This window comes from Staphylococcus sp. CoH_129_LAB_1, assembly GCF_058191515.1.
On sequence record NZ_JBXWKZ010000001.1, the window covers coordinates 1 to 18348 of the forward strand.

13 protein-coding genes are annotated in these 18348 nt (G+C 31.4%); 2 read left to right on the forward strand and 11 right to left on the reverse strand.

What is annotated here, in order from left to right; genetic code table 11:
- Nucleotides 1-230 precede the first annotated feature (230 nt).
- The 11 genes from codY to ylqF form a co-directional block, all read right to left on the reverse strand.
- A complete protein-coding gene (codY, locus tag AC2FB1_RS00005) occupies nucleotides 231-1007 on the reverse strand; it encodes a GTP-sensing pleiotropic transcriptional regulator CodY (protein WP_490673241.1) in 777 nt (258 codons plus the stop codon).
- 21 nt (nucleotides 1008-1028) lie between these two features.
- Nucleotides 1029-2429 (reverse strand): ATP-dependent protease ATPase subunit HslU, encoded by a 1401-nt coding sequence (gene hslU, locus AC2FB1_RS00010; protein ID WP_490673242.1) that lies wholly within the window; start codon nucleotides 2427-2429, stop codon nucleotides 1029-1031.
- Between the two features lie 66 nt (nucleotides 2430-2495).
- The gene (gene hslV / locus AC2FB1_RS00015) at nucleotides 2496-3041 is read right to left on the reverse strand and encodes an ATP-dependent protease subunit HslV (RefSeq protein WP_002448739.1); all 546 of its coding nucleotides are present in this window, start codon (nucleotides 3039-3041) and stop codon (nucleotides 2496-2498) included.
- Complete coding sequence (xerC, locus tag AC2FB1_RS00020) at nucleotides 3042-3935, reverse strand: tyrosine recombinase XerC (protein WP_490673243.1); 894 nt, start codon at nucleotides 3933-3935, stop codon at nucleotides 3042-3044.
- A 135-nt stretch (nucleotides 3936-4070) separates the two neighbouring features.
- A complete protein-coding gene (gene trmFO, locus AC2FB1_RS00025) occupies nucleotides 4071-5378 on the reverse strand; it encodes an FADH(2)-oxidizing methylenetetrahydrofolate--tRNA-(uracil(54)-C(5))-methyltransferase TrmFO (RefSeq protein WP_490673244.1) in 1308 nt (435 codons plus the stop codon).
- A gap of 23 nt (nucleotides 5379-5401) precedes the next feature.
- On the reverse strand, nucleotides 5402-7471 hold the full coding sequence (topA, locus tag AC2FB1_RS00030; RefSeq protein ID WP_490673245.1) for a type I DNA topoisomerase: 2070 nt from the start codon (nucleotides 7469-7471) through the stop codon (nucleotides 5402-5404).
- A 135-nt stretch (nucleotides 7472-7606) separates the two neighbouring features.
- A complete protein-coding gene (gene dprA, locus AC2FB1_RS00035; protein WP_490673246.1) occupies nucleotides 7607-8479 on the reverse strand; it encodes a DNA-processing protein DprA in 873 nt (290 codons plus the stop codon).
- 484 nt (nucleotides 8480-8963) lie between these two features.
- A complete protein-coding gene (sucD, locus tag AC2FB1_RS00040; protein ID WP_490673247.1) occupies nucleotides 8964-9869 on the reverse strand; it encodes a succinate--CoA ligase subunit alpha in 906 nt (301 codons plus the stop codon).
- A gap of 21 nt (nucleotides 9870-9890) precedes the next feature.
- Nucleotides 9891-11057: an ADP-forming succinate--CoA ligase subunit beta gene (gene sucC, locus AC2FB1_RS00045; protein ID WP_490673248.1), complete on the reverse strand. Its 1167-nt coding sequence runs from the start codon at nucleotides 11055-11057 to the stop codon at nucleotides 9891-9893.
- Between the two features lie 129 nt (nucleotides 11058-11186).
- Entirely contained in the window at nucleotides 11187-11954 is a 768-nt protein-coding gene (gene rnhB / locus AC2FB1_RS00050; RefSeq protein WP_490673249.1) for a ribonuclease HII, read from the reverse strand.
- Entirely contained in the window at nucleotides 11938-12822 is an 885-nt protein-coding gene (ylqF, locus tag AC2FB1_RS00055) for a ribosome biogenesis GTPase YlqF (RefSeq protein ID WP_490673250.1), read from the reverse strand. Before ylqF ends, rnhB begins: the two co-directional genes overlap by 17 nt.
- Nucleotides 12823-13083: 261 nt before the next feature.
- Between ylqF and AC2FB1_RS00060 the strand changes: the two genes are divergently transcribed.
- Together AC2FB1_RS00060 and AC2FB1_RS00065 are read left to right on the forward strand one after the other, a co-directional pair.
- The gene (locus tag AC2FB1_RS00060) at nucleotides 13084-15669 is read left to right on the forward strand and encodes a YfhO family protein (RefSeq protein ID WP_490673251.1); all 2586 of its coding nucleotides are present in this window, start codon (nucleotides 13084-13086) and stop codon (nucleotides 15667-15669) included.
- A 13-nt stretch (nucleotides 15670-15682) separates the two neighbouring features.
- Nucleotides 15683-18307, forward strand: coding sequence for a YfhO family protein (locus AC2FB1_RS00065; RefSeq protein ID WP_490673385.1), 2625 nt, complete (start codon nucleotides 15683-15685; stop codon nucleotides 18305-18307).
- Nucleotides 18308-18348 lie beyond the last annotated feature (41 nt).

Sequence of the window (18348 nt, forward strand, 5' to 3'; positions counted from 1 at the left end):
ATTCAAAAAATTAAAATTGAACGGTTTAGTTAAGTAATGCTTATTTTATTTGTAAATGCTTGACTAATCGTAGGAAAGGAGTGTGACAGAATTTATTTTGAATTTGTCGTCCCTTGTTGTCCTCTGATAGAATTGAAGAATTTTGATACGAGTTCAATTTAATCACGGACTGTCAATATATTAAAATTGCCTAAGACAATTCGTTTTGTCCTAGGCTCTGTAAAAATGATTTATTCACTTCGATTAAGTTCATCTAAAAATTTTTCTTTTTTAACTTTGATAAATGTACCTTTCATGCCAAGCGATCGTGACTCTATCACTCCAGCACTTTCTAATTTACGTAACGCATTTACAATTACAGAACGAGTAATACCCACTCTATCTGCTACTTTAGATGCAATTAATAGTCCTTCATTACCACCAAGTTCTTCAAAGATATGTTCAATTGCTTCTTTTTCAGAATAAGATAATGAATTAATTGCCATTGTAATAGCTGCTTTATCACGGGCTTCTTTCTCAACTTCATTATGTTTCTCACGTAAAATTTCCATACCAATAACAGTAGCAGCGTATTCTCCAAGTACTAAATCATTTTCATTAAAGTCATCTGTTACTCTTCCTAAAATCAGTGTACCTAAACGTTCGCCACCACCTAAAATTGGGAAAATAGTTGTTTTACTATCAATAAATACTTCTCTATGTTCTGGAGGGAATACTGTCAATTCTGAATCAATATCAATATTTGCTTCAGTTTGTTGAACTTTCATAAGTAAATCAGTATATTCACTTGGAATATGTTTACTTTCAGTCAACATATTACTGATTCGTTCACTCTTTAAAAGTTCATTTAAACTTGAACCTAAAATTTTACCTCGTCGAGAAACGATGAAGACATTTGTAACAGTTACACTACTAATAGTTTGGGCAACATCTTTAAAGTCTACCGCAATGCCTTTATGTTTTTGTAATAATGTATTTAATTCTCTAGTTTTAGATAATAAGCTCATAAAATTTCTCCTTTATTTATATTATAAAATAAATGCACTTAAATCTTTGTTTGTTGAAATAGATTTCAACTTATCATCAACATACTGTGGTGTTATATCTACTACTGCATTTGGCATATTTGGTGCTTCAAAAGATAAATCCTCTAGCATTTTTTCTAAAATAGTGTGTAATCGACGTGCACCAATATTGTCTGTATCTTGATTCACTTGATATGCCATTTCAGCTAATCGTGTTACCGCTTCATCAGAGAAGTTTACAGTAACTTCTTCAGTTTTTAATAGTGCTTCATACTGCTTGATAAGAGATAACTTAGGTTCTGTCAATATTCTATAGAAATCATTGACAGTTAAACTTTCAAGTTCAACTCGAATTGGAAAACGCCCTTGTAACTCAGGAATCAAGTCACTTGGTTTAGAAACATGGAAAGCGCCAGCTCCAATAAATAGCATGTGCTCAGTATTTACAGTACCATACTTAGTTTGAATCATGCTACCTTCAAGGATTGGTAATATATCTCTTTGAACACCTTGTCTTGATACATCTTGACCACTATTAGAATTATTTGTAGCTACCTTATCAATTTCATCAATAAAGATAATTCCCATTTGTTCTGCTAATTCTAAAGCTTCTTGATTTGCAGTTTCTTGATCAATTAATTCATCTGCAAAATCATCAGTTAGTATTTTACGTGCTGTTTTTACTGGTACTTCTCTTTCAACTTTTCGTTTAGGCATCAATTGATTCATCATATCTTGCATTTGTTGATTTTGACTTGTACCTAACATTCCTAGTGCACCAGGGTCTTGTTCAACTTTAATTCTAACTTTTTCTTCTTCTAACTTACCAGCTAAAAGTTGTTGTCTTATCTCTGAACGTTTTGTTTTGATTTCTTCTGTAGGGGCTTCTTCTTCCTCATCGTTTTGATTAAAATTAGGAATAGCACCACCTAAAAGAGATTCAAGTGGATTATTATTTTGAGCTGCTTTTTTCTTCATACTAGGAACAAGCAATTTCACTAATTTTTCGTTAGCTTTTTGTATTGCTTCATCTTTAACTAATGCTTTCTTTTGCTCTTTTACGAGTCTTACTGACACATCCACTAAGTCTCTAACCATACTTTCTACATCGCGTCCGACATATCCAACTTCAGTAAATTTTGTAGCTTCCACTTTAATGAATGGCGCCCCTACGATTTTTGCCATACGGCGCGCAATTTCTGTTTTACCTACACCAGTTGGGCCAATCATTAAAATATTTTTTGGTGCGATTTCTTGTTTAGCTTCTTCATCAAGAAGACTTCTTCTGTACCTATTTCTTAAAGCGATTGCTACTTTGCGCTTTGCATCTTCTTGACCTACAATATATTCATCTAATTTAGATACGATATCTTTAGGTGTTAGTTTTATACCGTTTGCATCCATTTACTACTACCTCCAACTTAATGTATGTCCATATCAATTCATTTCCATATTATTTGTATTTGCTATTTATAAAGTCTCGACAATAATATTATCATTTGTAAATACACAAATATCTGAAGCGACTTTTAAGCTTTCGTATGCCATTTCTTTCGCAGTCATGTGAGAAGCATGACGTTTAAGTGCTCTTCCTGCACTTAATGCATAGTTCCCTCCTGAACCAATAGCAATTAAATCATCGTCAGGAGCAATGACTTCACCTGTACCACTTACAACTAGGATGCCATCTTTGTCCATTACGATAAGCATAGCTTCAAGTTGACGTAATTGCTTATCTCCACGCCATTCTTGAGCAAGTTCTACAGCAGCACGTTCTAAATTACCACTAAATTGTTGTAATTTAGTTTCAAATTTTTCAAATAACGTAAATGCGTCAGCTACGCTTCCTGCAAAGCCTGCCAAAACTTTACCTTCATATAAGCGTCTTACTTTTCTAGCTGTTTGCTTCATAATTACTTGTTCACCAAGTGTAACTTGGCCGTCTCCAGCCATTGCAGCTTCTCCATTGTGTCTTACAGCATATATCGTTGTAGCATGTAATGATGTCTTACTCATTTATTTACTCTCCTTTTTTGCTCGAGGATGTGCATTTAAATACACTTTACGCAATTGTTGATTAGATACATGTGTATACTTACCAGTTGTAGAAAGGTTAACATGTCCTAATAAAGATTGAACTGTTCTTAGATCTGCACCTTGATTCAACAGATGTGTAGCAAATGTATGTCTTAATTTATGAGGATGAATTTCTGTTACACCTGCTGTACGTTTTACTACATCATTGAGAAGATATCTAACGCCTCTCTCAGTAATTGGATCACCTTGCATATTAACAATTAAATAAGGATGGCTTTTACTTTTGAGTGGCTTAAATTCTTCTAAATATTGTTCAATACTTTGTCTGCAAAATTCTCCAAAAGGTACAAATCGTTCTTTATTTCCTTTACCCAGCACCTTTACTCCTGGTAGATTCATATCTAAATCTGTGAGCTTTATATTCACAAGTTCTGAAACACGAATACCTGTAGCATATAGTAATTCAATTACTACCCTATCTCTTAACCCTTTTTTCACGTCGCTAGAAACAGTATTAAATAATGCTTCCATCTCTTCTTCATAAAAAAACTGAGGAAGATATTGCTCTCTCTTAGGATGCACAAGTTGTATAAAGGGATTATTTACGGATACGTCTTGAGTCATCCAGAACTCATAAAATGTTCTTAATGTTGATATTTTTCTTGATACAGTAGTACGTTTCAAATTATTGGAATATAAATAACTTAAATAATTTCTTGCATCTTTATATTCAAACGTTTTTAAATTTAATAGTTCCTGTTCTAAGAACTGATTAAATTGAATTAAATCGTCATGATACGCTTTTAATGTATGGTCGGAGAAATTTCGTTCAACTTTAAGCATATTCAAAAATTTCTTTTGGATTTCTTCCACTAAAAATCCCCTCCATCATATGCATTGTAGCATATAAACCGAGGGGGACTAAAATAATTAGCTATAGAATTCAAAATCTTTTGAGAATTTATGAATAATTTAAATATTCTTAAAAAGTTTTAGTGTGATTTGATTTTATAAAGTTTTTTTGAAATTTTCTAAATAGTCTAGAGCACGATACGCCTGTGCCTCATAACGTTCTTTTTTATCTTTAATACGACGTTCAAGTGATGGCAATAAACCAAAGTTAGCATTCATTGGTTGGAAGTTTTTTTCATTTTTAGCATGAGAAATATAATAAGCCATACTACCTATCATTGTTTCTCTTGGGAAAATAACTTCTCCTTTTCCAAGTAACTTATGAGCTAAATTAATACCTGCTACAAGTCCACTTGCTGCACTTTCAACATATCCCTCTACACCTGTCATTTGTCCTGCAAATTGAATTCTATCATTATGAATTAATTCATATTTTTCATTTAAAACATCAGGTGAATTAATAAATGTGTTTCTATGCATAACACCATATCTAACAATATCAACGTTTTCCAAACCTGGAATTAATTGGATGACTTCTTTTTGAGCACCCCATTTTAAATGTGTTTGAAATCCAACAATATTGTAAAGTGTACCAGCTGCATCATCTTGACGTAATTGCACTACAGCATAAGGACGCTTACCAGTTTTAGGATCTTCTAAACCTACTGGTTTCATTGGACCAAATAATAATGTTTTGCGACCTCTACTAGCCATTACTTCAAATGGCATACATCCTTCAAAATACTTTTCTTTTTCAAATTCATTTACAGGTGCAACTTCTGCTTCTAAAACTGCATCATAAAATCGATTGAATTCTTCTTCAGTCATAGGACAATTTAGATATGCTGCTTCACCTTTATCGTAGCGTGATTTCAAATAGACTTTATCCATATCAATTGAATCTTTTTCAATGATTGGAGCTGCTGCATCATAGAAATATAGCTGATCCTTACCAGTAATCTCCACAATTTCTTTAGCCAAATTTTCAGTTGTTAACGGCCCAGTGGCAATGATTGTATGTCCTTCTGGAATACTATGAATTTCTTTATTCAAAACAGTTACATTAGGATGATTTTTCAATGTATCTGTAATATAACCAGCAAAGTCATGTCTATCTACTGCTAATGCACCACCAGCTGGAACTCTAGCTTTATCAGCAGCTGCAATAATTAACGAATCTAAACGTCGCATTTCTTCTTTAAGCACACCTACACCATTTGTTAATGCATTACCACGTAGTGAGTTAGAACATACTAACTCAGCAAATTTGTCTGTATGATGGGCAGGTGTTTGTTTAACAGGTCGCATTTCAATTAAGTTCACTTTAATACCACGTTCTGCTAATTGATAAGCTGCTTCTGAACCAGCTAATCCTGCGCCTATAACATTAACAGTTTGACTCATATACATTCTCCTTTAATAAAATTCTATTTTTGTATTTCTTCTTTATAATCACAATTTGAACAAATTACTTGAGAACTACGTCCTTTCTTATGCTCCATCAAGTAGTGATTACATTTTGGACAATCTCTTCCTATTGGTTTATCCCAAGAAATAAAGTCACACTCTGGATAATTTGAGCAACCATAAAATAATCTATTTTTCTTAGATTTTCTCTCAACTACGTCGCCATCTTTACATTTCGGACAAGTGACACCAATAGTTTTAACGATGGCCTTTGTATTACGACAATCAGGGAAATTAGAACACGCCATAAATTTACCATAACGTCCCATTTTTATCACCATAGGGGCGCCACATACTTCGCAATCTTCACCGGCTGGTTCATCTTTAATTTCAACTTTTTCCATTTCTTCTTCCGCACGAGCAACATCTAATTTAAAACTACCGTAGAAATTATCGATAACTTTTCTCCAACCGATATCGCCTTCTGCAATTTTATCAAGCAATGTTTCCATGTTGACAGTGAATTCAACGTCAATAATTTCTGGGAAGTAATCCTTAACTTGCTCATACACGATTTCCCCTAGTTCAGTTGGTACAAAACGTTTGCTTTCAAGTTTAACATAATTACGTTTTTGAATTGTGTCGATGGTTGGAGCATATGTTGAAGGTCTACCAATTTTTAATTCTTCTAATGTCTTAACTAATCTTGCCTCTGTGTAACGTGGAGGAGGTTGAGTGAAATGTTGTGTCGGTTCAATCTGAGTTGCTGTTACTTTATCACCTTGATTTAATTTTGGTAATTTATTCTCTTTATCATTATCTTTATCGTCTTTTGTTTCAACATACAATGTCATAAAGCCCTTAAATTTAATTGTTTGTCCATTTGCTCTAAATTTAATGTCATTTTGTGTCACATCTAAAGCCACAGTATCTAAAATTGCAGGAGCCATTTGACTTGCTACAAAACGCTCCCAAATCAATTTATACAAACGGTGTTGATCACGTGTTAAAAATGCTTTCATTTCGTCTGGTGTACGTAATGTACTTGTTGGACGAATAGCTTCATGGGCATCTTGATCCCCCTGTTTACCTTTTGCTTTACGATTTGAAACATAATCATTACCATATTTATCTGCAATATATGATTTTGCTTCATCTTTAGCAGTTTGTGAGATCCTTGTTGAATCTGTTCTCATATATGTGATTAAACCAACTGTACCTTGCCGTTTCAAATCGATACCTTCATATAATTGTTGCGCAAGCATCATCGTCTTACGTGCTTTAAAATTAAGTTTACGTGCTGCTTCTTGTTGTAACGTTGAAGTTGTAAACGGATTTGCAGGATATCTCGTTTTTTCTTTTTTATTCACATTAGTGATTTCAAATTCATCACCATTTAATTCAGATGTAATTTTTTCTACATCTTTTTTTGTTTTTAATTTATATGGTTTATTTTTATAATGTAAGAATTTAGCAGTGAACTTTGCTTTTTTATATCTAAATTCGCCTTCAATTGACCAATATTCTTCTGGTTTAAAATTACGTATCTCATTTTCACGATCAATAACTAATCTTAAAGCAACTGATTGTACACGACCTGCTGACAATCCTTTTTTTACTTTCTTCCATAGTACTGGAGAAATATTATAACCTACAAGTCTATCTAAAATACGACGCGCTTGTTGTGCATCAACTAAGTTCATTTCAATACCACGAGGATGTTTAAAACTTTCTTTTACTGCATCTTTTGTGATTTCATTAAATACAACTCTGTTTTCTTTTGATTCTTCAAGTTCTAAAATTTTTGATAAATGCCAAGCAATCGCTTCACCTTCGCGGTCAGGGTCACTAGCTAAGAAAACTTTTTTAGCTTTTTTTGCATATTTTTTTAAATCTTTAACAACAGGACCTTTACCTCGAATTGTTATATATTTTGGTTCATAGTTATCTTCTACGTCGACACCCATTTGACTTCTTGGTAAATCACGCACATGTCCCATAGAAGCAATAACTTTATATCGTTTACCTAAATATTTTTCAATGGTTTTCGCTTTTGCAGGCGACTCAACGATGACTAAATTATCTGCCAAAGTGAATTCCCCCTTGCTTTTTCAATTACTAAAGATAAATGATAAACGGTTGATTTTGATTTTGTCAATATTTAAATACATATAAACTTTTTTTGATGAAAATCCTTTGATTTTCTCAATTACTTTTACATATATTTAATTGTTAAAAAAACGATAGTCGCACAATATATCTTCTGCTTCTGAAACTATCATTGCCCCTTCTTGAGCTCGTAATAAATTACCTTTCGTCAAAGGATTAAACATAGATCCTGGAAGTACATAAACATTTCTATTTTGATCCAAAGCGCAATCTATTGTAATTTGGCTACCACTTTTAATTTTAGCTTCAGTAATTAATACACCTCGTGATAAACCACTTATAAGACGATTTCTTTCAGGAAATTGATATTTGTTTATTTTTGTGAATGGAGGATATTCACTTATGACTAAACCAGTTTCTTCAATTATATTACGTAACCTTCGTGTTTCTTTTGGATAATGATTTAAATGACCAAATCCTAGAACTGCAATAGTTGGAAGTTGATGTTTTAATGCGAAATGATGTGCTATGCTATCAGCACCTTTCGCTAAACCGGATACAATCGTTAGTGGAACATTTACAAACTGAGAAAATAGATAATCTAGTGCATATTTAGAATAATTTGTTGCCTCACGTGAACCCACGACACCTAAAGTATAAGTAGAAGTTAATGAATGTATATTTCCACGGTAAAATAATACAAAAGGATAGTCATAAATATTTTTAAGCAATGTAGGATATTGAGGAGAAAAAGAAGTAACATAGTTAACTTGATATTTAGATAGTTGCTTTTGAATATAATCATAAGAAATTTCTTGTAATTGAGTATAACGTTTCTTTTTTAAATATATACATTCCCATTCGTTAATCATTTCAAATTGATCATGTTCATTAACATCGAAAAATTTTGGAAATACATTGAGTAAGTGATGAATATGTTGGGTCGTATAACCTACCCATCTCATTTTTAATAGAATAAAATCATTCATTAAATAACTGGCTCCTTTTAACTTATTATATCGTGAATTTTCAAAAGTAAAATTTCATTTATAAGACAATTTTGATATATAAATGTAAGGAGTAATTGTATTAAATGATTATGTATTCTTTTTGACTTCATAATTATGAAAAGCACTAGGACATAGTTAAATAACTTAGGAATTTTTAGTATATTAGCAGTCGATGACTAAAATAAAAATGTGCTTATAACAAGACTTTTTCAATTTAGTCCCGGGGGCCCAACACAAAGATCTTTTTTTGAAAGTCTTTGTGTTGGGGTTCTTGGGGGTACACATTCAAAATAAATTCTATTCTCCTCTCTTCTCATTATTTATATCTATCTTTTGTGTTAGTATAGCTAAAATTTTATAGATACATTTATTATCGATATATAAAAAAACTGCCAACAAATTTCAATATTTGTTGACAGTTTAAATTCAATTATTAATTATAAAAATTATAGTGATTATCGCACTACTTCACTGTTAATAATTCTTCATAAATACCTGCTTCTTTTGCCGCTTCAATTAATGTCGTACCAATTTCTGATGGTGTATCTGCTGTTTTAACACCACATTCATTAAGTGTTTTAATTTTTTCTGTAGCAGTACCTTTACCACCTGAGATGATTGCACCTGCATGACCCATACGTTTTCCTGGAGGTGCTGTTTGTCCACCAACAAAACCAACGACTGGTTTAGTCATGTTTGCTTTAATCCATTCAGCTGCTTCTTCTTCAGCAGTACCACCGATTTCTCCAATCATAACTACAGCTTTTGTTTCTTCATCTTCATTAAATTCTTTAAGTACATCGATAAAATTTGTACCGTTAACTGGGTCGCCACCGATGCCTACTGCTGTAGTTTGACCAATACCTTCTTCAGTTAATTGATGCACTGCTTCATAAGTTAAAGTACCTGAACGAGATACAACGCCTACGTGTCCTTTTTTATGAATATAACCTGGCATAATACCAATTTTACATTCATCCGCAGTAATTACACCAGGACAGTTTGGTCCAACTAAACGTGTTTTTCTACCTTCTAAATAACGTTTCACTTTAATCATATCAACAACTGGGATATGTTCTGTAATACAAATGACCAAATCTAATTCTGCATCAGCTGCTTCTAAAATTGAATCTGCAGCAAATGGAGCTGGTACATAAACAACTGATACATTAGCACCTGTTTCTTTTTTTGCTTCAGCTACTGTATTATATACTGGCACACCTTCAACAACTTGCCCACCTTTACCTGGTGTTACCCCTGAGACAATTTGTGTGCCATAATCAAGCATTTGTTTTGTATGGAAAAGGGCAGTAGACCCTGTGATACCTTGTACCATTACTTTAGTATTTTTATCTATAAATACACCCATCTTAGTGTTCCCATCCTTTCCTTACGCTTCTTTAACAAGTTTAACAATTTTTTGTGCACCTTCAGCCATTGTTGCTGCTGGTTCAATTGCTAGACCTGATTCATTTAAAATTTCTTTACCACGTTTAACGTTTGTACCTTCTAAACGAACAACTAAAGGTAAAGTTAATTCGACTTCTTTAACTGCTGCTACAATACCTTCTGCAATAACATCACATTTCATAATTCCACCAAAGATATTTACAAAAATACCTTTAACATTCTCATCACCTAAGATAATTTTGAATGCTTCAGTTACTTTTTCTTTTGTAGCGCCGCCACCAACGTCTAGGAAGTTAGCTGGATTACCACCGAAATGATTGATTGTATCCATTGTAGCCATTGCTAATCCGGCACCATTTACCATACAACCAATATCACCATCTAAAGCAATATATGATAAATCATATTTAGATGCTTCAATTTCTTTTGGATCTTCTTCTTCTAAGTCACGTAATTCTAAAATATCTTTATGTCTGAATAATGCATTATCATCAAAATTTAATTTCGCATCTAAAGCTAAAACATCACCATTACCAGTTGTTACAAGTGGGTTGATTTCAACAATAGAGCAATCTTTTTCAACAAAAACATTATATAAAGAAAGTAAAAATTTCGCTGCTTTATTTAAAGATTCTTTTGGAATATTGATATTGAATGCAATGCGACGTGCTTGGAAAGGTGATAAACCTACCACTGGATCAATAGTTTCTTTAAAGATTTTTTCTGGAGTTTTAGCAGCAACTTCTTCAATTTCAGTACCGCCTTCTTCAGAAGCCATCAATGTAATACGATCAGTAGCACGATCAATTACAAATCCTACATAATATTCTTTTTGAATGTCACAACCTTCTTCAATATACAAGCGTTTAACTTCTTTACCTTCAGGTCCTGTTTGATGCGTTACTAATTGCTTACCTAATAATTCATTGGCATAAGTTTCAACTTCAGATAGTGATTTAGCAATTTTAACTCCACCTGCTTTACCTCTACCCCCAGCGTGAATTTGTGCTTTCACCACATAAACATCTGAATTTAATTCTTTCGCCTTTTCCACCGCTTCTTCAGCAGTAAATGCTACACGTCCTTCTGGAACAGCTACGCCCATAGAACGAAATATTTCTTTACCTTGATACTCGTGGATATTCATCTTCCATCCTCCTGTTTCTTAGGTTAAGTTCATTTTAATTATAAAAAATGTAAGCGCTATTGTAAACTGAAAGCGTTATCTTTTTTTGCAATAATTTTTAAATTCAAACAATTTAAAAATCTATTGTATCTATAACATTGATTTAACAGGCTCAAACGTTTTACGGTGATATGGTGTAACACCTAATTGTTTTAATCCTTGAAGATGTGATTTTGTGCCATATCCTACATTTTTTTCAAAATCATAACCAGGATATTTCAGTGCCACTTCCTTCATTAAACCATCTCTATATTCTTTTGCCATGATACTAGCAGCAGCAATAGAAACACTTTTAGCATCTCCCTTAATAATAGAACTTTGAGGAATTGTATTATCTAGTGTCATAGCATCAATAAGCAAATGATTAGGTTGTTGTTTCAATTGATTAATAGCTCGTTCCATAGCTAGTTTTGTTGCATTATAAATATTTAACTCATCAATTTCTTCAGCACATACTATTCCGTAAGCATAGTCAAAAACGCCTTCTTTCAATTGTTCGTTAAGTATTTTTCGTTTTGATGCTGAAATTTTCTTGGAATCATCTAATCCTAAATAATGATGTCCTTTATTTAAAATGACTGCACAAGCTACAACAGGCCCAGCAAGTGGGCCTCGACCTACTTCATCAATACCACATATTAATGCATTAGGATTGTTTTTTAATATTTCATTTTCATATTTATTCATTTGTTGATATTGTTCTTGTACTTCTTGATTTTTTAAAAGTTGTTTACGACGTCGTGCTATATTTTGCTGTACGCCTTTTCTTGTGTCACTTATTAAATCATGCTGTTCAAGTGCTTCAATTGAATCAATTGTGTCTAATAATGCTTTAATTTCTTTAATTGTTTGAGGCATGATTTAAGTCTCCTTTCATTTCTATATAAATATCAAAACAATAAGTTCCAATTTTAGCATTACGCACATCATTGATAATTAATTCGATGACAGCCTCGTAGTCAACTTCATTTCCTTTTTGTAGCAATCCACGTCTACGTCCAATTGCGTCAAACCATTCTAAAATGTCCGCATCAGTTTCTACATCAATATTGTAATGGTTCTTGAATCTTTCAACATCATGTTTAATTAAGAACTGTAAACCGTATATTGCAACTTCATCTAAGTGCACGATACTATCTTTAATGGCACCAGTAAGGCTTAGTTTTTTCCCTACAGTTTCATCTTCAAATTTAGGCCATAAAATTCCTGGCGTATCTAACAATTGTAATGATTTACCTACTTTAATCCATTGTTGTTGTTTCGTTACTCCCGGCTTATTTCCTGTTTGAGCAATATTTTTTTTCGCTAACTTATTAATTAATGTAGATTTTCCCACGTTTGGTATTCCAACAATCATGGCACGTATTGCTCTAGGCTTAAGTCCTTTTGCTTTTTCTTTCTCAAACTTTTCTTTAGTTGCTTCAATTGCAGCATTTTCTACGCCCTTTAAATTTTTGCCGTGTTTAGCATCAACTGCTACAGGATAAAATCCTTTATCAGTAAAGAAACGTTCCCACTTTTGCATTTCATTTAGATTTGCCATATCTTTCTTATTCAAAATAACTACACGTGGTTTTTGTTTAATAACATCATCAATCATTGGATTTCTTGAACTATACGGTATACGCGCGTCAACAAGTTCAAATACAACATCTACTTTCTTAAGTTGTTCTGTCACTTCTCTTTTAGCCTTTGCCATATGTCCTGGATACCATTGAATCACCATGATATTCACCTTACTTTCATAAAATTTATTTATTTTAACTATTCGATTATACTCAATGATTAAAATCTTCACTACTATTATCAATTCTATTATATTTTAACATTCTATTTCATATTCATTAAATTGCTACTAATATAATCAAATTTCTAGTTTTTTATAAAACATATAAATGCTTTTATTAAGAAGTTTAATAATCTACAATTTAGTATGTAGTAAATTTTTTAAATTATTACTCGTATATTCTAACTATAGAGGTTCAATATGAAGAAGTTTTTTACTTATCTAGGATTATTTATTGTATTGTCCATAATAGGTCATAGTTATGTCATTTATCGTTTTATTCACGATGGTATAGTTTTTACTGGCCCAAATGATGGAATGGAGCAAATGGTTCCAATTCAAATGTATTTATTTGATAAATGGAGTAGTGGCAATTTGTTTTATGCCACCGATTTTGGATTAGGTGGAGATTTCTTTACAGATCTTAGTTATTACTTCTCCACAAACATTTTATTTATAATAAATATAGTGTTTATTATATTTATTAAAATTTTTATTCCTTTACATACACAAGATATATTATTTTGGATGATTAATGCACTGGTTATGTCGATAATTAAAGCAACGATAGCTATGTATTGTACTTACTTATATAGTAAATACATTTCAAATAACACATGGTTAAGCATAGTTATATCATTCCTATTTGTTATGTCGCCTTTATATTATCGTTTTACAGTGTATTGGCCTTTTTTTAGTGATGTATTTATTTGGATGCCTTTATTATTACTATCTATTGAAAGAGTCTTGCAAAAACAGAAGTTTGGACTATTCATTGTTACTGTTTCATTAATACTAATTAATAACTTCTATTTTGCTTACTATCTTTGTTTAATAGGAGCAGGTTATATACTTATTCGAATAATATTTAGACATCCAAAAGATATTCTTTCAAGAAACAAAACATTTTTAACTTTAACCATTAGCGCTCTATTAGGTTTGGGAAATAGTGTATTTATCTTTTATCATGGTGCACAAAGCTTTTTAAATAACCGACGTGTATCTTTTTCGGGAGCTGTTAATACATTTGAGAAATTAGATATTAATACAAATGTTTTCTTTGATAATTATTTAATTGTATTATTATTTATTACCATTCAAGCTCTTTTAAGTTTTAAATTATATAAACATTATTATTATAGATTATTTGCTATTCTTACATTTATATTCATTATTTTTAGTTTCATACCTTTTGTTGACCAAGTATTTAATGGTTTTTCAGCGCCTCAAAAGCGTTGGCATTTCATTTTAGCTTTTAATTCCGCAGTATTAATCGGATTGTTTTTAAAATATTTCAGAACACTGACTATAAAATCTTATCTTATAAGTAATATTATTGCAGAAGTAGTTATATTTATAAGCGCTATTGTATATCACAAATTTTTAGCTTGGTTAATATTAGTCCCTATTGTGTCTACTATTGGACTCGTTGTTCTTATTATTAAACACCGCGAATATCGTTTTAAATTAAGTTATTTGTACAGTATTTCAATTATATTATTAAGTATCTTTGTCTCTATAGTATTTATTAAAAATCAAATTTACTATAAAGATCATACTGATCGTGGAAATACCTTTTATATTAATTCCAGTTTATATAGCTCAGACTTACAACGCGCTCTTGTCAAAGAAATGAATCAAAATAAGCATGACGATGAACGTATCGATTGGAGAGTTAACGAGCAAGATAATACACCGATGTATCAGCATTTTAAAGGATTAAGTTTGTATTCAAGTATTTTCCATCATAATATACTTGATTATTATTACGATGCTTTAAAAATTAATTTAGCTGAGGAATCATTGAGTAGATATCAATCAACGAATGGACGACAAAATATCGCGAGTCTATTTTCAGTGCGTTATATGATGTTAAAAAATTATCAAAATAATTTACCTTCTTACTTCAAAAAAATAAAATCAAGTGGACAATATGATATTTATGAAAATACCCTTAATTTGCCATCTGTTAAAGTAACTGACTCTATATACAATAGTAAAAGTTTAACGACTGCAATCGATAGAGAACGTGCAATGTTAAAAGGCGTTATTTTAAATGATGAAGGCACAAGTTATAAAGATAAAGCGCCTAATTTATTAAATCAATCAACACTGAGTTATAAAAATCTAAAACATTTACATGATAATATATATAAAGTCATTGGTGATAAAGGAGGAACATTAACGATACACTTACCTCAATCATTACGCCAAAAGTATGATGATTTTTACGTTACGATGAAAATAAAACGAGGTAACCCAGATAGCAATCACACAGTAGCTGTCAATAATTATGCTAATCATCGACTATTTAACAATTCCACTTATCGAACTGGTGTGGATACACAACTTTACCGAACACAACCAGATAATAAAGGGAATATTAATATTACCTTATCTCCTAAAGGAACGTTTTATTTAAATCTTCAACAACTAAATGGTGAAAACTATAAGACATTAAAACAAATGCATAAAAAAGGTGATTTTAATAATAAATACAAAGATATTAAAAATGGTGTTGAAATCAATTTAGCTAAACACAATAAAGGTATTGCTTCAATTAATATTCCTTATAGAGAAGGTATGCAAGCGTACGTTGATGGACAACGTATTAAACCTATAAAAGTTAATTACATGATGACAGGCGTTCCTGTTAATTCATCTGTAAAAAAAATAATTATTAAGTATCAACCGCCTTATTGGAATACTATGATTTTAGTCTCAATAATCAGTATAATTGTAAGTGTTGTATTTGTTAGACTTGTTAATACAAAAAGAGAAAGATGAGGAAAAACAAACATTGATTAGTAAAATTCGGTCCAATCGTTTATTGACCTTTTTATCTATATTTATAATTGCTAATATCATTTCTTTAGCAATCTATTATCCATTTATTCGAGATTATTTAAAAGAAGGGTTCATATTTAGTGGTTCTGGAGATGGTTTTAGACAAATGATGCCATTTCAAATGTACTTGTATGAGCATTACAGTAAGTTTAAAGGAGCGTATGATCAATCTTTTGGATTAGGTGGAGACTACATTAAGGGGCTAGCCTATTATTATTCTTTATCCCCTATAATGTGGGGTAACTTTTTTATCATTTGGCTAGGTCATTTTTTATTTCATTGGCAACCTAGCCATATCAATTTTTGGGCAAACAATCAATTGATAGTAGCCTATGTTAGAACGATAATTACAATTATTGTTGTATTTTACTATTTAAAATGGCTAAAGTTGAAAACAGCTCCATTATTTATTGCAACTATTTTATATGGTGCGTCAACTCTTATCCTCTACTATAACTATACATGGTCATTTTATGGAGATTTATTAATCCTATTACCTTTATCTTTATGGGGGATGGAACGTTTTTTCCAAGAAAGAAGAATAGGGTTATTTATCTTCTCAGTTGCAATCACCTTATTTTCAAATTTTTATTTCAGTTACTACCAAGCTATTGTACTTGGAATTTATTTTATATTAAGAGTGATATTTAAATACCGTAACGATATTGTTTCTAGATGGGAAAAATGTTATTTACTCATTATCGGTACAATACTTGCCCTTTTATCTAGTATTTTAGGTTTCTATACAGGTGTCTCTTCATTCTTAAACAATGATAGAGTCCAAAATAATGATTTTAACATTACCTTGTTTACAGATTTATCACAAAATAAATATCATATTTTTTCTGATGGCTTTTATATTACGGTTTCGATTATTGCATTAATGGCTTTATTTACATTTAAGTTATATCGTCATTATTACTATAAAATCTTTGCTTTTATCACATGGTTTTTACTTATTGGATCTTTATCTCAGTACTTTGATAGTGCATTTAATGGTTTTTCATTACCACAACGTCGATGGGTATACTTTTTATCTATGTCAACTAGTATCTTAATTGCATTATATATTCAGCACTTATCTGAACTTACATTAAAACAATATTTAATTGTAGCAATCCCTGTATTTATATTTGGTTTATGGCGCTATATATTTACAAGTGATTATGTCAATTGGATGATTGTACCATTATTTTTAATCATCGTTTTAACTTTTGTAGTATGGAAAAAACAATGGTTACATCAACCTTATTTGCTATTAGCTATTGTGTTAGTGTTCTTTGTACAACAAATTATTATGACACACGATTCACGTGCTCGTACTATTGATCCTTATGCAACTACTACGGAAACATTAACAGATTCAAGTTATTATAATCATACACTTGCTAAAACAATTAACAGTATTAAGAAACAAAAAGATAGTAAAGACCCATTCCATCGTATCGATTATATGTCAGCCTATGCGCTCAATTCACCGTTTATTTATCATTATAATGGTATTTCACTTTACTCAAGTATCTTTGATGGTGACATATTAAAATACTACGATAAAAAAATGCAAATTAATATGCCTGTTGATAAGAACAGTACCTATCGATACTTAGGGAACCGCGCAAATTTAGAAGCCATGTGGGATGTTCAAGATCGTTTCCGTCATCCTAATGATCTTAATATGCCTTATGGTTTTAAAAAAGTAGATACTATCAATAATGGTTCAGATAAATTAATTCATTCAAAAAATACTATTAATTATCCAGCCACTCATGTTACCAACAAGATTTTTAACAAACACGATCTCAAATCTCCATTAGATCGTGAGCAAGCTATGCTACAAGGTGTGGTATTCGAGGATGATTCACCAAAAGCGAATACTTCTTTCTCTAAAAATAAAAATCTATTAAGTGAAACACGCCAATCTACAAATAATGCTACATGGAAAGATAGAACTCATTTAAATGTAGAGAAAGATAATGGTGGCATTACATTGAGATTACCTAAAACTTTAGCTAATCAATTTAAAGACATGTATGTCGAAATGGATGTAGAATTGTTAGCTCCGGATATTGAGCATTCTGTTGGAATAAATGAATATGTTCAAAATCGCAATATGTTAAGTTATAAATATCGACGTTTTGTAACTCCTGTGACAATGAGAGTAAAAGCATCAGATCAGTTAAAGATTCATCTTACTAAAGGACATTATCGACTGTCTATTAAAGGTATCTATGGAGAAGACTATCATACATTACACCAAGCTTCTAAATCACTTAAACCTGTGTCTGTTTCACAATATAGACGTGGCTATACATTTACTAAACCTAAAGGAACTTCTGGATATTTAGTCGTGCCAATCGTCTATGCTAACGGTATGCATGCACGTGTTAATGATCGTGGAGTAGAAGTAAAACAAGCTAATGGCATTATGACAGCTATCCCAGTTAAGAAAAATGATACACACATCGAATTATCTTATACACCACCACATTTTTATTTATTATTAATTTTCAGCGTTATCGGAATAATATGCAGTATAGTATTTAGTAGATACTTAAAAAGAAAAGATTTATTAAAATAAAAAGCTTCCAATTCTTTCTTATAAAAAGAATTGGAAGCTTT